This window comes from Hyalangium sp., assembly GCF_045802625.1.
Lineage (GTDB): Bacteria > Myxococcota > Myxococcia > Myxococcales > Myxococcaceae > Hyalangium.
In genome coordinates this window covers 52,815-67,842 of sequence record NZ_JBJMQP010000197.1, presented here as the reverse complement: position 1 = coordinate 67,842, position 15,028 = coordinate 52,815, and the positions used below count along the sequence as shown (strand labels likewise).

General features: G+C 68.3%; 11 protein-coding genes. 4 read left to right on the top strand and 7 right to left on the bottom strand.

All coding sequences use genetic code 11. From position 1 onward, the window contains the following. A partial coding sequence (locus tag ACJ8AT_RS33330; RefSeq protein ID WP_407741993.1) for a hypothetical protein occupies positions 1-689 on the top strand: 689 nt, incomplete at its 5' end. A gap of 39 nt (positions 690-728) precedes the next feature. Here ACJ8AT_RS33330 and ACJ8AT_RS33325 read toward each other — a convergent pair. Next, positions 729-1,397, bottom strand: coding sequence for a hypothetical protein (locus tag ACJ8AT_RS33325; RefSeq protein WP_407741992.1), 669 nt, complete (start codon positions 1,395-1,397; stop codon positions 729-731). Next, on the bottom strand, positions 1,390-1,794 hold the full coding sequence (locus ACJ8AT_RS33320) for a hypothetical protein (RefSeq protein WP_407741991.1): 405 nt from the start codon (positions 1,792-1,794) through the stop codon (positions 1,390-1,392). Before ACJ8AT_RS33320 ends, ACJ8AT_RS33325 begins: the two co-directional genes overlap by 8 nt. 281 nt (positions 1,795-2,075) lie before the next feature. On the opposite strand from ACJ8AT_RS33320, the gene ACJ8AT_RS33315 reads away from it, so the two are divergent. Together ACJ8AT_RS33315 and ACJ8AT_RS33310 are read left to right on the top strand one after the other, a co-directional pair. Next, positions 2,076-4,409: a VIT and vWA domain-containing protein gene (locus tag ACJ8AT_RS33315; protein ID WP_407741990.1), complete on the top strand. Its 2,334-nt coding sequence runs from the start codon at positions 2,076-2,078 to the stop codon at positions 4,407-4,409. 156 nt (positions 4,410-4,565) lie between these two features. Next, the gene (locus tag ACJ8AT_RS33310) at positions 4,566-5,174 is read left to right on the top strand and encodes a PilZ domain-containing protein (protein WP_407741989.1); all 609 of its coding nucleotides are present in this window, start codon (positions 4,566-4,568) and stop codon (positions 5,172-5,174) included. Positions 5,175-5,199: 25 nt separating this feature from the next. Here ACJ8AT_RS33310 and ACJ8AT_RS33305 read toward each other — a convergent pair whose 3' ends face one another. The 5 genes from ACJ8AT_RS33305 to ACJ8AT_RS33285 all read right to left on the bottom strand — a co-directional run bounded on the left by ACJ8AT_RS33305 (position 5,200) and on the right by ACJ8AT_RS33285 (position 13,772). Next, positions 5,200-6,828, bottom strand: coding sequence for a DUF2330 domain-containing protein (locus ACJ8AT_RS33305; protein WP_407741988.1), 1,629 nt, complete (start codon positions 6,826-6,828; stop codon positions 5,200-5,202). Positions 6,829-6,963: 135 nt separating this feature from the next. Next, a complete protein-coding gene (locus ACJ8AT_RS33300) occupies positions 6,964-7,872 on the bottom strand; it encodes a DUF4382 domain-containing protein (RefSeq protein WP_407741987.1) in 909 nt (302 codons plus the stop codon). Positions 7,873-8,008: 136 nt separating this feature from the next. Then, positions 8,009-11,104 (bottom strand): efflux RND transporter permease subunit, encoded by a 3,096-nt coding sequence (locus ACJ8AT_RS33295; RefSeq protein ID WP_407741986.1) that lies wholly within the window; start codon positions 11,102-11,104, stop codon positions 8,009-8,011. Beyond that, entirely contained in the window at positions 11,101-12,360 is a 1,260-nt protein-coding gene (locus ACJ8AT_RS33290; RefSeq protein WP_407741997.1) for an efflux RND transporter periplasmic adaptor subunit, read from the bottom strand. The genes ACJ8AT_RS33295 and ACJ8AT_RS33290 overlap by 4 nt, the downstream gene beginning before the upstream one ends. Before the next feature lie 14 nt (positions 12,361-12,374). Next, positions 12,375-13,772 (bottom strand): TolC family protein, encoded by a 1,398-nt coding sequence (locus ACJ8AT_RS33285; protein WP_407741985.1) that lies wholly within the window; start codon positions 13,770-13,772, stop codon positions 12,375-12,377. Between the two features lie 407 nt (positions 13,773-14,179). On the opposite strand from ACJ8AT_RS33285, the gene ACJ8AT_RS33280 reads away from it, so the two are divergent. After that, a complete protein-coding gene (locus ACJ8AT_RS33280; RefSeq protein ID WP_407741984.1) occupies positions 14,180-15,019 on the top strand; it encodes an MBL fold metallo-hydrolase in 840 nt (279 codons plus the stop codon). Positions 15,020-15,028: the final 9 nt, after the last annotated feature.

The window sequence follows — 15,028 nt, the reverse complement described above, 5'->3', positions numbered from 1 at the left end:
GCTCCCTCATCGTCGAGGTGAACGGGCGCGAGGCGGCGCGCGTGCGCTTCAGCGCCGGGGGCATGGATCTGTCCGGCCCGGTGGTGCTGACGGACGCGGCGTTCCGGCCCGGGGAGAACACCGTGGTCCTCAAGCGCGACAGTGCCCCGGTGACCGGGTACTACGCGGCGACCTTCGACGTGTACAACCGCGACGAGAACGTGAAGGGTATTGGCGGAGACGTGAAGGTGGCGCGCACGTACACGCTGCTCGGCCGACCCTCTGCGGCCTCCGAGCGAATGAGCGCCAGCACCGAGTACGGCATGCCCGTGGAGTCCGGCGTGCGCGTGCGTGTGGACCTGGAGGTGAAGGCGAACAAGGCCGTCGAGTTCCTCATGCTCGAGGATCTCAAGCCCGCGGGCTTCGAGGCCGTGGCGCAGCAGAGCGGCCCGGAGATCTGCGACTTCAAGTGCGCCCATGTGGAGCTGCGCAATGACCGCGTGGCCTTCTTCCTGTCCCACATCCCCGTGGGAGTGACGAAGCTCTCGTACGAGCTGCGAGCCGAGGCCCCGGGCCGCTTCCACGCCCTGCCCGCCCGAGTGGAAGCCATGTACGCTCCGGAACTCCGAGCCACCTCCGACGAGATGCGGATGGAGATCCGGGACGCTCCCGAGCCCGGAAACCAAGGGGTGGCGAAGGACGGACGCTGACGTAGACGCTCAGGGTTCCCTCAGGTGCACTCCGCCAAATCAAGGGAGATGAGCGAGGTTGTCGGAGAAGAGTGCATCCAAGAGCGTAGGAGGCCCTTCCCCGTTCAGGAAGCCCACACGAAGATCCGGAAGAGGCTTGCCTGCAAGCGCCAAGGGGAAGCGCCGATAGCCGAGCACGTCTTCCATCAAGCGCGCCAGGGTGTCCGCCTCGGGCTTGACCGCGCTAGGTGGCTCAAACGTGAGCTGGGGCGGGGAGAAGTGATAGAGGCGAGAGGACTCATCGCCTGATGGGTGGATTCCGCCCGGCTTGCCGTAGGTGGTGTAGGTCGGGTGCCAGATCTGCGTCGTGACATAAACGACATAGACAGGCGCGAGGACGCTAACCGCAGCGGCGATGCGAGTTGCGAACCGCTCCCCTCCTGGCATCGGCTCCACGCGATATACAAAGCACCGCATGCAGGCAGAGACGAAGGGTTGAGTTCCACCACCGACGCCCAACTCCGGGAAGGCGCGTGGAAGTTCCTTCATGAGCTTCTTCCACTCGGGCCACGCCAGCGCCTTCTCCCAGGCCACCATGAACCGCTCGTGCTCGGGCGTGCGCTGGTAAGCGGGTACCGGCTCGCTCAGATCATCCTGCTCCACGGGATAGCCTGCCGGGTAGAATTGGCGTGCGATTCCAACCAGGGACTCCCGCGTCAACTCACTCATTCGCACGGCTCCTCGCGGGAATGTCGAAATAGACGGTCTCGATGCCCCGGGTCTGGCACTCCGAGACGCGAGCCCCCGCGACACTCTCCCAGAGCCTCTGCTGGTACTCCACCTTGAACCTGCGACACAGGATGGCGATCATCTCTCCAGGCTGAGCCTTCGACAGAACTTGATCCGCTGCCTCGTTGGCAATGGACGCCGCCACATACTGGGCCACTTCCAGGGAGACCTCTCGCTGTTGGGTGTTCCGAATCGGCAGGCCCACCTCGAACTTACAGAGGTCGGTGGAGCCCGAATCCCCCTCTGTGATCCGGGCATGGATGCAGACAGCCCTCCACCCATCGGGCTGTACCTCGCTGGCATCCACCGGGACGACCGTCTTGAACCGGAAGTGCATCGGAGTGATGCGCCCGATGACAGCACTGCCCCCATGGGCGCATCCACGCTGCACTGCGGCGATAAGAAGGATGGCCGCGAACCGCCATAGAGGCAGCCGTCCCCTGACTCCCCCAGAAATCATCCTGGATCTCCATCTCGGACGAGATGCGCCTGGCCCCCGGGATGCCCCCGGAACCCGCCTACCAGAGTATCGTGACGGACGCGTGCTGATGTAGGTAGACCGAGCCGAAAGCCCGTGCGTTGTAGAAGTCCTCGGCTTCCAGAGGAGAGAGACCCACCGTGTACGCCCCACGACGCCTGCTGCTGCTCACCGCCTTCCTGATGCCTCTGCTCGCATCGGCCCAGGGCATGCTCCTTCCCACCACCCCCAACGCCCGGCCCCTGGCCATCAAGAGCCAGCGCGTCAGCGTGGACATCCAGGACGGCACCGCCGTCACCCGCGTCGAGCAGACGTTCCAGAACGACGGACCCTCGCAGCTCGAAGCGCACTACATCTTCCCGCTCCCCAAGGGCGCCGCGCTCTCCGAGTTCTACCTCTGGGTCAACGGCAAGAAGACCAAGGGCGAGATCCTCGAGAAGGACAAGGCCACCAACATCTACGAGGGCATCGTCCGGCGGCTCCAGGACCCCGGCCTGCTCGAGTACGTGGACTCGGATGTGTTCCGCGTCCGTGTCTTCCCGGTGCCCGCCCGCGGCGAGCAGAAGGTGGAGCTCGCCTTCAGCCAGGTGCTGGACTACTCCAGCGGGCTCTACCGCTACCACTACCCGCTCGGCGCCACCACCAAGGGCCAGCCCGCGGACTGGCGCGTGGTGGGCGGCGCGGCCAGCCACGACTTCACCTTCAGCGCCAAGGTGAACACCAAGACGCCGCTGCGCAGCATCTACTCGCCCACCCACCAGGTGGATGTGTCCCGCCACGGCGAGTCCAACGCCATCGTCGGCCTGGAGCAGGTGGGCGGCGCGGATCTCTCCAAGGATCTGGATCTCTACTTCTCCGTCTCGGACAAGGCGGTGGGGCTGTCGCTGCTCACCTACAAGCAGGGGGACGAGCCCGGCTACTTCGTCGCACTGATCGCTCCCAAGACGGAGGTCAGCCCCAACGAGATCGGCGGCAAGCGCGTCACCTTCGTCATCGACACCTCGGGCTCCATGCAGGGCGAGCGCATGAAGATCGCCAAGGACGCGCTCAAGTACTGCGTCACCCGGCTCAACCCCCAGGACACCTTCAACGTGGTGCGCTTCTCCACGGACGTGGAGCCCCTCTTCACCGGGCTCAAGCCCGCCAACAAGGAGAACATCCAGAAGGCCGTCTCCTTCGTGGAGCAGATGGACGCCATCGGCGGCACGGCCATCGACGAGGCGCTGGTGCGCGGCCTCCAGGACAATGACGGCCAGTCCTCCTCGCCGCACCTGCTCCTCTTCATCACCGATGGCCAGCCCACCATCGGCGAGACGGACGAGGGCGTCATCGCCCAGCACGCCAAGAGCAGCCGCAAGGCCAAGACGCGCGTGTTCACCTTCGGCGTCGGCGAGGATCTCAACGCGCGCCTGCTGGATCGGCTCTCGGCCGAGGGCAACGGCACCTCGGACTTCGTCCGCGACGGCAAGGAGTTCGAGACCAAGGTCTCCAGCTTCTACGACAAGGTGAGCAACCCGGTGCTCGCGGATCTGTCCGTCGATCTGTCCTCCATCGACGCGTACGATCTCTACCCGCGCAAGCTGCCGGACCTCTTCAAGGGCACGCAGGTGGTGGTCATGGGCCGCTACCGCAAGCCCGGGGACGCCAAGGTGGTCCTCACCGGCTACGTGAACAGCGACAAGCGCACGTTCGACTACGGCACCACGGCGCCTCGCGAGGCCACGCGCGACGACTTCATCCCCCGGCTGTGGGCCATCCGCAAGGTGGGCTTCCTGCTGGAGGAGATCCGCCTGCGCGGCGAGCGTCCCGAGCTGCGCGACGAGGTGATCTCGCTGGGCAAGAAGTTCGGCATCGTCACGCCCTACACCAGCTATCTGGTGGTCGAGGACACCCCGATGGTGGCCAACAACAACATGCCGCCTCCGCCTCCGCCCATGCGTCCGTGGGCGGATCGCCCGGCGCCCCGGTCCGAGCCCCGGAGCATGCCCGCCCCGGAGGAGAAGGCCTCGGATGGGGATGACTTCAACGACATGTTTGGCAGCGCCAAGGGCGCACGCGCGGGAGCCAGCTCGGGCGGCGCCATGGCCCCCGCCGCCCCCGCGCCCGCTCCGGCCGAGTCCATGTCCATGGCCGAGGGCAAGAGCGCCGTGGCCGTCTCCCGCGCGACGAAGAAGATGAAGGAGCAGGAGCGCGGGCCGTCCGCCAACGAGCCGGTGCGCGTGGCCGCGGGCCGCACGTTCCTCTTCCGGGACGGGGGCTGGATTGACTCCGAGGCGCTCACCAACCCGGGCAAGCAACTCAAGGTGAAGTTCATGTCCAAGGCCTACTTCGAGCTGCTCCAGGCCCGGCCCGAGCTGAAGGCCGCCCTCGCGCTGGGCGACCGCGTGGTGGTGCTGGTGGCCAAGGGCAAGAGCGTCATCGTCGGCCCCGACGGCGAGGAGGACGCGGACAAGGTCCAGGCCTTCCTGAAGTAGCCGCCCAGGCCAGCCCCAGGCCACGCTCCGAGTGCGTGCCTGGGGCTCGGGTTCTCCTCGCGGTCCTACCAGGCTGGTTGCGCCGAAAATGTTCGGCCATGGCAGACTTGAGGTAGGACAGGGGGGCAGGCTCCAGGACCCCCTGGGAGGTACCCGATGGCGGAGAAGCGGCAGCACCGGAGATTCAAGAAGCGCTACACGGTCCGGTTCGGCACCACTGATCTGTCGAAGTCAGGCCTCACGGGGGACATCTCCAAGGGCGGCGCCTTCATCCTCACGCGGGATCTGGTGCCGCTGGACACGCGGGTGCACCTACAGGTGCAGCTGGATCCGAAGAACTTCGTGCTGTTCGAGGGGATCGTGCAGCGGCACCGGAAGGTGCCCGCGGAGCTGCGGCAGATGGACCCGGGCGGCTTTGGCGTGCGCTTCCTCTACCCGGGCGAGGTGGTGGCCGACATCGTCAACAAGGACACCACCACCTTCGAGGTGCACTTCTCCACCGTCGAGCAGCTCAAGACGGCCTACGAGCGAGAGCTGCGCATGGGCGGCACGTTCATCCTCACGGAGAAGCCGCTGCGCATCCAGGACAAGGTGATCGTCTCCTTCTGCCTGGACTTCGCCAACGAGACGGTGGAGCAGGAGTCCTCGGTGGTGCACATCACCCTGCCCCAGGGCAACACCCGCGCGGGCGTCTCCGTCATGTTCACCGACAAGAAGGCGCTGGAGGAGCAGCTCAAGCCCTACCTGCCGGCTCCCGCGAAGTAGCGCGCCCGCCGGGCCTGTCCGCGGCTCAGCTCGCGCGGCGGCGGCGCACGCTCCAGAGCACCGCGAGCAGTGACAGCAGCGCCGCCGAGCCCGCCTCCGTGGAGGAGCACCCGCAGCTGCTGCCCACCCCGCCACCGCTGGTCGCCAGCACCTGGTTCACCTGCGCGCTGTTGTCCTGGAGGACCGTGGCCGGCCCGGTGTCCGCCCACTGTTCGACGCGCAGCGCGGCGGGCCCCTGGCTGAAGGGGCCGTCGTTGTAGTGGGTGTACCAGTAGCGCCCATCCGGCAGCTCGATGCGCACCTTGCGCTTGGAGAAGTCGTTGTCGCACGAGTCGAACGAGGCCTTCGCGGTGTAGAGGTTGGAGACCTCCGGCGCGTCCGAGTTGAAGTCGAAGTCCGGGTCCACCGTCATCTCGTCCGCCGACATCGTCGTGAACAGACGGGTGAGGTACGGCTGGGACTTCAGCAGCTCCAGCGACTTCTGGTTGGGAGTGATGATGGTGTCCTGGATCTCCTGCACGAAGCCCGTGACGTTGAAGGGCGCGCGGTTCGGATCCGAGTCGATGGCGCTCCGGTACTGCCAGATGGAGTTGTAGAACATGGGCTCGGAGACGCCCTGCTGGACGAGGCTCGGCGGCTCGGGGATGTACTTGCGCAGCAGCCCCTGGATGGAGGGCTCGCGCGAGAAGCCCTGCGAGAGCAGCTCCTGCGCGAAGTCCACCGGGTGCGTCCTCTGCGAGAGCGCCGCGGTGTTGTAGTTCGGCAGGAACGTGGCGAAGTTATCGGCGATGGGCCCCGCGGCGCCCGCGAACTCGGTGAGGAACGCGTGCCCTCCCGCCTCGTCCACCGCCGCGGTGGCCACGTCCTTGTAGTTGGCCCCATAGCGCAGCCAGTCGACGCGCGTGGGGTTGATGAGCACGTGCCGGTAGTTCGTCGGGATGGCGCGCCGGTTGGACAGCACGTACGCGGTGATGGGCATGTCCGGCCGCGCGGCGATCGCCGTGAGCTTGATGGGGATGCAGGGCCGCACGCCGACGAAGCGCAGGACGATGGGCCGCAAGTCCCCCACCTGCTTGTCCTGCTGGAGCTTGAGCGCCACGAAGTAGTTGCCCTTGCCCACGTACGGCTCGAGCGCCTGCGCGCCCTGCGCCGTGAGATCGTACCCGTTGTCCACCAGCCAGGTGCGCAGCGCCGCGGCGTCGTCCGCCTGGAGGATCGCCGCGTCGTACGGCCCCACCTCGGACTGGGACACCACCGTCACGCCGCCGTCCTCCGGCGAGGGCGCGGAGGGAGGAACCGGGCCACCGGCGGAGTCATACTCGGCGCCTCCGCCGTACCCCCCACAGGAGTTGTCCCACTGCAGCTGGAAGGTCGGCTGCGTCCGGCCGTCCAGGAACGCGAAGATGAGCGGAGAGCCGACGCTCAAGGTGGGCAACGCCGGCATGGGCACCACCCAGGAGAACTTCTGCGCGGCGCCCTGGTACTGGATCTGGATGTGCGCCTCGACGGCGCCGTCATGCACCCCGAAGACGATGCGCTCGCCCGATTGATCAATGGGGATCTGCGAGCAGAAGAAGCCGCCGCAGGCCTCGGCTCGCGGCGCCGCCAGCAGGCCCACCGCGAGAAGCGCTCCCCAGATCAGTGCGTGACGCATATGCCCCTCGTTGAAAAAGGAAAAGCCCCGGCGGCGCGTTGCAAGCGCCCGGCCCGGGGCCAACATCTCATGTTTACTGGGAACGCGCTCCAGGGGCCCCTCGAAAATCCGTGGGAGGGCCTCGGAGATGCGTGACTACTGAAGCGCCGCCGAAGTCAGTGTGAACGCCACGCTCACCTGCTTGCCGGAGCCCACGGACACGGGCGCGGGGCTGGCCGGGTTCACGGTGAACCTTACTCCGGCCGGCCCGACGATGGCCGCCGTGAAGTCGCCGGGGACGAGGAACTTGAACTGGGCCTCGAAGGTGCCGTCACCGTTGGCGTCCGTGAAGGCCACCGTCTCCGTGGTGTTGCCGGTGTTGGTGAGCGTGGCCTTGAAGTCGGTCAGGGCGATCGGCTGGTCGTTGATGGTCGGCAGCGACACGCCCGCGCCCTGGGTCAGCGTCACCGTCACCGTGCCGCTGAAGGTGATCTCGGCGGCCTTGATGACGGGGCTCATCACCCACTGGCCCGAGTTGCCCGCCTGACGGCCGAAGCTCTGCGCCACGTCGAAGTCCACGAGGATGACCTTCTGCTCACCCTCCACGGCGACGGGGTTGGCGATCTTCACCTTGAGGCCGGACTGGCCGTAGCTGGGCATCTGCAGAGCGCCCGCGACCTGAGCGCCCGCGGGCAGGCCCTCGTAGGTGGGCGACGAGGCGTAGATCTTCGTGGAGCCGTCCGCCTCCTCCACCTCGATATACGCGCCGGTGATGACGAAGCGCAGCTCGCTGTAGGTGCCGGCCGGAACGGTGGCGTCCTTCACCAGATCCGCGGTGTCATTGGCCAGGGTGAGCAGATCCGTGGTCTTCGCCTGGTTGAGCAGGACGACCTTGTTGTTCTCACCCTCGCCCAGCAGCTCCACCTGGGAGATGGTGACGACGGCGCGCTTGTAGTCGCCCGGGGCGTCGGTGAGCTTGACGGTGACCTTGCTCTCCCCACCGCAGCCGATAACTCCCAGCGCGAGGGTGAAGAGGAAGGAGGCCAGGATGTGGGTGCGTCGCATGTAGATCTCCAAGTGAGTTTCGTTCAACGTCGCCCAGAAGACCGCCCTACCCGCGTATCGGCCACAGGCCGCGGGCGGGCCTCGCGCTCTCACACCCTGGAGAACTTCCACACCTGCGCCTGCGCTCTGCGCACGGCTACCCCTCGGCGGGGCGCACCTCGTCCTCGGCTCGCTTCCGGTTGCGGGAGAGCACCCGGCCCAGCCGCGCCTTGAGGCGATCCGCCACCACATAGAAGGCAGGGACCACCAGCAGGCTCAGCACGGTGGAGACGGACAGGCCGCCCAGCACCGCGATGGACATGGGCTGACGCGTCTCGCTGCCCGCGCCCAGCGCCAGCGCCGCCGGCACCGCCGCCATCATCGTGGCGATGGACGTCATCAGGATGGGCCGCAGCCGCACCGGGCCCGCGAGCAGCATGGCCTCCACGGCGTTGGCGCCCTGCTCGCGCTGTTGCAGGGCGTAGTCCACCAGGATGATCGAGTTCTTCTTGACGATCCCCATCAGCAGCAGCAGCCCGATCATGCTGAAGATGTTGAGCGTGGTGCCCGTGGCGCCCAGGGCGAACGCGGCGCCCGCCACCGACAGCGGCAAGATGGTGAGCACCGTCACCGGGTGCAGGAACGAGTTGAACTGCGAGGCGAGCACCATGTACGCCACGCCAATCCCGAGGAAGAGCGCGAAGATCAGGCTGCTCATGGACTCGCGGAAGGCCACGCTGGCGCCGCCCAGCACCACGCGCGTGCCTCCGGGCAGCTCCTTGGCCAGCCGCTCCACGGTGGCGATGGCCTCGTCCTGGCTGGAGCCCGGGGCCACGTTGGCGAAGATGCTGATGGCGCGCTCGCGCTCGCGGCGGGTGATGGCCTGCAGCGCCGGGCGCTCCTCCTGCTGCACCAGCGAGGAGAGCGGCACCAGCTCGCCGCTGGCGGTGCGCACCTTGAGCCGCGAGAGATCCTCCGGCCGCGAGCGCTGATCCGCCAGCAGCCGCAGCCGCACGTCGATGCGCCGCCCGCCGGTGCTGTACTTGCCCACGCGCACGCCGCCCACCAGGGAGTTGATGGTGGTGGCCACCGACTCGATGGAGATGCCCAGGTCCGCCGCGCGAGCCCGATCCGGGGTGATGCGCAGCTCCGGCATGCCGAGCTGGTAGTCCGTGTCCACGTCCACCACCTTGCCGCTGGCCTGGAGCTTGTCGCGCAGCTCCATGCTGGCATCCACCAGCTTGTCCCAGTCCGAGCCGCGCACGCTGAACTCCACCGGGAAGCCGCGCTGCGCGGTGAAGCCGGCCTGCGACAAGTCCTGCACCACCGCGCGCAGGCCCGGGTACGAGTTGAGCTCCTTGCGCACCACCTGCTGGAACTGCGCCTGAGGCATGCGCTGGTTGGTCGGCTTCAGGGTCACCATCAGGTTGCCCGAGTTCACCCCCGAGCCACCGCCACCGCCAATCACCGAGAAGACCTTGTTCACCTCGGGCCGGCTGGCGGCGAACGCCTCCGCCTTCTTGAAGAGCCGATCCGTCTCGTCGATGCTGCTGCCCACCGCCGTCTGCAGGCGGATCATCAACCGGCTCTGATCCTGCGAGGGGACGAACTCGGCCGACAGCGCCTTGAACGCGAACCCCGAGGCCACCATCATCCCCAGCGCGCCGGCCAGCACCCACCAGGGCCGCTTCAGCCCCTGGGCGAGCGCGCGCCCGTACAGGCGCTCCAGCTTCTCGAAGCTCCGGTCCACCCACGCGCCCACGCGCCCGCGGTGCTCGCGCCCGGCCCGGAGCAGCTGCGCACACCGAGCCGGCGCCAGGGTGATGGCCTCCAGGTAGGACAGCAGCACCGCCACGCACAGGGTGACGCCGAACTGCAGGAAGAACTTGCCGATGATCCCCCGCATGAAGATGACGGGCATGAAGATGGCCACCACGGCCAGCGTGGCCGCCAGCGCCGCGAAGGTGATCTCGGAGGTGCCCTCGCGCGCCGCGCTCACCCGATCCTTCCCCATCTCCGCGTGCCGGTAGATGTTCTCCAGCACCATGATGGCGTCATCCACCACGATGCCTACGGCGAGCGCCAACCCGAGCAATGTGAAGGTGTTGAGCGTGAAGCCCAGGAAGTAGATGACCGCCACCGTGCCCAGCAGCGACATGGGGATGGCCAGCAGCACGTTGAGCGTGCTCGAGAACGAGCCGAGGAACATCCAGCACACCAGCGCCGTCAGCGCGCAGGCCAGCAGCAGCTCCACTTCAATGTCGTGGACGCTCTCCTCGATGAAGCCGGTGGAGTCGAAGTTGATGCCCAGCACCATGCCCTCGGGCAGCTCCTTCTGGATCTGGGCCAGCACGGTGCGCACGCCCTGGGCCACGCCCACCGCGTTGGCGCCACGCTGCTTGCGGATGCCCATGCCCTGAGCGGGGCTGCCGTCCACGCGCGACAGGCGGCGCATGTCCTCGAAGCCGTCCTCCACCAGCGCCACGTCGGACAGGTACACCGGCGCCTCGCCCGTCTGGCGGACGATGATCTTGCGCAGCGTCTCCAGATCCAGCGCCTCGCCCATGACGCGGACGTTGACCTCGCGGCCCTCCGTCTCGATGCGGCCGGCGGGCAATTCCACGTGCTCGCGTTGCAGCGCGCTGATGATGTCCGTGACGGTGAGCCCCTTGGCGTCCAGCTTGTCGGCGTCCACCCAGATGCGCACGTTGCGATCGAGCGCCCCGCCCAGCGTCACCTCGCCCACGCCCTCCACCGTCTGCAGCTTCTCCTTCACGCGGTAGCGGGCGTAGTCACTCAACACCTGCGGCGCGAACGGCCCGGACAGGCCGATCCACATGATCGGCTGATCCTCCGGGTTCGTCTTGGAGATGACGGGCGGATCCACGTCCTTCGGGAGCTGGCGCTGGGCCTGGCTCACCTTCGTCTGCACGTCTTGCAGCGCCAGATCCACGTTGCGAGACAGATCCAGCTCCACGGTGATCGAAGCGCTGCCCTGGCGCCCGGTGGAGGTCAGCGACTTGACGCCCTCCACCTGCATCACCGCCTCTTCGATGGGCTCGATGAGATCGCTCTCCACCGCCTCGGGGGACGCGCCCTCCCAGGTGACGGCGATGTTGATGGTGGGGAAGTCCACGTCCGGGAACTGGCTGATGCCGATGCGCTGCGCGGCCACCAGTCCAAAGACGATGGTGGCCGCCATCAGCATCCACGCGAAGACGGGCTTCCTGATGCAGGCCTCGGTGATGCTCATTGCGCGGCGCCTCCGGCGTTACCACCCCTGTTGTCAGCAGCACCGCTGTTGCCAGGGCCGCTGCCCCCCACCGTCTGCCGGCGCGGCTCGCCAGAGAAGGCGGGCTTGGCCCCTTCCGCCACGCGGACAGGCGCGCCGTCCTTCAGCGCCTCGGCGCCGCGCACCACCAGGCGCTCGCCCGGCTTGACTCCCTCGCGCACCTCCACCCGGCCATCCGCCGTGCGCAGCCCGAGCTCGAGCACCCGCTCACGCGCCTTGTCCCCCTCCACCACGTAGGCCAGGAAGCCGCGCTCGCTGGGGCGCACCGCCGTCTGGGGCACCACGGGAGCGCCCTTGGACGTGGCCACCGGCACGGCCACGGTGGCGAAGGCTCCGGGCCGCAGCGCCTCGGCGCCCTCCTTGGCCACCTCCGCCGTCACCGGCACCATGCGGCTCTGATCGTCCGCCGAGGCCGCCACGTAGGTGATCTTCGCTCCGTAGGTGCGGCTGTCCGAGCGCACCGTGAAGCGCGCCGTCATCCCCGGCTTGATCCGCGCCACGTCCGCCTCCGGCACACGGAAGCGCAGCAGCAGCGGATCGCGGCGCAGCAGCGTGGCCAGCACATAGCCCGGCTGCGCGTACTGGCCCGTCTGCACCGTGCGCGTCTGCAGCACCCCGTCCATGGGCGCGCGCACGTACGCGTCACGCAGGTTCAGCTCCGCCTGATCCAGCGCCGCCTTCGCCGCGCTCACCTCGGCCGCGGCGGTGCGCGCCTTCGTCTGGAAGCTCTCCAGCTCCTCCGCGGGCAACAGGCCTGGGCGCTGCTCGTTCACCGCCGCGCGCCGCTGGGCCCCCGCCTGCGCGTCCGCCGCCGAGGCCTGCGCCTTCTCCAGCGCCGCCTTCGCCGCGTTCACCGCCAGGCTGTAGCGGGTGGGCTCGATCTCCGCGAGCACATCCCCCTTCTTCACCGCCTGCCCCTCCGTGAAGCTCACGCGCTCCACGACTCCGGCCACCCGCGCGGTGATCTGCACCCGCTCGAAGGCATCCACGGAGCCCACCGCGCTGACCACGTACTCCACGTCCTGGGTCTCGACGGGCGCCACCTCCACGGGGAACTGCATCGGGCCCCGGCCGCCACCACCGCCTCCTCCGCCCTTGCCCGCAGGCGGGCCTCCGCCCGGAGCGCCACCGCCTCCACCCCCAGCGCCTCCCTCCTCCTTGCGGCCACACCCCACCCCCATGGCCAGCACCGCGGCCACCAGAGCCACCCATCCCATCCCTCGTGTCACGATCACGGCTCCTTCCCAAGAGGATCGAGTCCCACCGCGGCTCGAAGATCCAGCAGCGCCAGCCCCAGGGTGTAGCGCGCACGGGCCGCCGTCACTTCCGCCTCGAACAGGCTCAGCGAGGCATCCGCCACCGCCAGCGCGGTGGACAGCCCTTGCCGGTAGAGAATCCCTGTCTCCTCCGCATTCCTTCGCGCCTGCGCGGCGGCCAGCTCGCTCTGCCGCAGGGCGGCCTGGGCATTGGTCAGCTCCACCTGAGCGCGCTGGATGTCCACGCTCACCCGGCGAGTCAGCGCCGTGGCCTCCAGCTCCAGGGCCTGGGCCAGCGCCACCTGCTCATGCCGCTCCGCGTACCGCTCGCCGCCGTCGAACACGTTCCAAACAAGGTTGAGGGCCAGAAACCCATCCCCCGCATGGCCGGCGAGGCCCGCCTCGTTGGTGAGCCGGTACTGCCCGAGCAAGCCCAATGAGGGAAACAGCCGGGCCAGGGGCTCCCGGGCGGTCGATCGCTGGGCCTGCACCTTGAGCTGCGCGGAGAGGACATCCAAACGGCGCCCCTCGGCTCCCTCGCCCAACGTGTTGAACTGCGCGGGCGGCCGGGCGGCCTCGGCCAACATCGGCTCGGGAGAAGTCAGCGGCCCCTGCACGGGGGAGACGAGCAGGTAGCCCAGCTCGATGCGGCTCGTGTCCGCGGAGCCACGGGCCGAGGCGAGCTGCACCTCGGAGTTGGAGACCTCCAGCTCCGCGCGAGTCACATCATTGGTGCTGGACAGGCCAGCGCCCGCCCGAGCCTTCGCGTCCTCCAGGCTTTGACGCGCGAAGTCGAGCCGCCGCCGGGCCGCCTCGAACACCTGCTGGGCGCTCAGCGTGGAGAGGAAGGCGTTCGCCGCCTCGAAGGCCACCTGGCGGCGAGCCTCCCGCGCATCCAGCTCCGCCGCCTGCCCCGCCAGCTTGGCGGCCTGGTACAGGGGGAAGCCTCGCGCATCGAACACCGTCGCCTGGGCGGTGGCGGTGGCGGACAGGGCATTGTGCCGCTGGATCACCACCGTCTGGCCGTTACCGACGTCTCGCACGGACTCGCGTAGGCGGCGGGTGTAGGTGCTGCTCAGGGTCAGCTCGGGAAAGAAGAAGGCCCGGGCCCGAGCCACCCGCGCCTCCGCGGCCTCGGCGCGCCGCTGAGCCGCCTGGGCCGTCTCGTTGCGCTCGGCGGCGAGGCCCACGGCGCGATCCAGGGTGAGCGGCTCGCCCGTGGCCTCCTCCAAGGGGCTCGCGCCAAGCTCCGAATCCTGCGCCGGCGCGGGTGAGGCCTTTCCAGCCTCGGGGGGCTGCGCTCCAGCCTCCAGGGAACTCAGCACGAGCCACGCACAGAGCGGCGCGGCGAGGAAGGGGCGAGCGATGAACATGAGCGGGGATGTCGTACGCAGTGCGAAGGAGGCTTCTTCGCGCGCCATATAGCGAAGCACGCAGAGCAGAACCACGGAGTTGTTGAGGAGTTACAAGTGGATTGCCCACGAGTGCGCGCGCCCCGGAACCCTCCAACGTTGGGCTTATTCCGGTTCGCGCTGTCCATTCCCAGCCCGTCAAGAAAGCTGACTTCCTCGCCAGCCAGGATGTTCCGGAATGGCGCGATCGTCCTGATCCAGGGCGATCCAATCTGGTGCACCAATACGGCCCACCCTCCCCTGCTCTCCTGTAATTCCGAGCGCTTGGCCTCTGGCATCATCCCTGCTCTTGCTCCAGGACGTCAGCGGTTTACACGGAAACGTCAGCACGGCTGCTTGGGCCGTGGGCCAGTTCGAGGAGGCGCATCATGGAAATCCGGTTCTTCGGTGTTCGGGGCAGCATCGCGGTGTCGGGCTCGCGCATCGGCGGCAACACGGCCTGCGTGGAGCTCACCAGCCAGGGCCACCGGCTCATCCTGGATGCAGGCACGGGCATCCGCACCCTGAGCGAGATCATGATGCGCGAGGGGCCTCCGCAGAAGGCCACCCTGTTCTTCTCGCACCTGCACTGGGATCACGTGCAGGGCTTCCCCTTCTTCACGCCGGCGTACCTGGGCTCCACGGAGCTGATGCTCTACGGGCCGGGCGCCAACGGGGATCAGGCGCTGCAGAGCGTGCTGTCCAAGCAGATGGAGCCGCCCAACTTCCCGGTGCCGCTGTCCATCCTGCGCGCGAAGATGACGTTCGGCTCGGCGCTGCACGGCAAGCCGATCGAAGTGGGCCCGTTCAAGGTGACGCCCATCGACGTGCCGCACCCGCAGGGGTGCCTCGCCTACCGCGTCGAGGCGGACGGCCACACCTTCGTCTACGCCACGGACGTGGAGCTGGCGCGCGAGAGCCTCACCTCGGAGGTGGCTCGCTACATGGAGGGCGCGGACGCGCTGGTGCTGGACGCGCAGTACACGCCGGACGAGTACACCGGGAAGATCGGCATCCCCAAGAAGGGCTGGGGCCACTCGACGATGGTGGACGCGGCGCAGGTGGCGCAGGCGGTGGACGCTCGCCGGCTGCTGCTGTTCCACCATGATCCGGCGCACAACGACGATCTGGTGGAGAACATGGCCGAGGAGGCTCGCAACCACTTCTTCGCCACCGAGCCGGCGCGCGAGGGCAAGCGCCTCGTGCTGGGCCAGGCGGTGGGCGCGTAAGGACGGGAC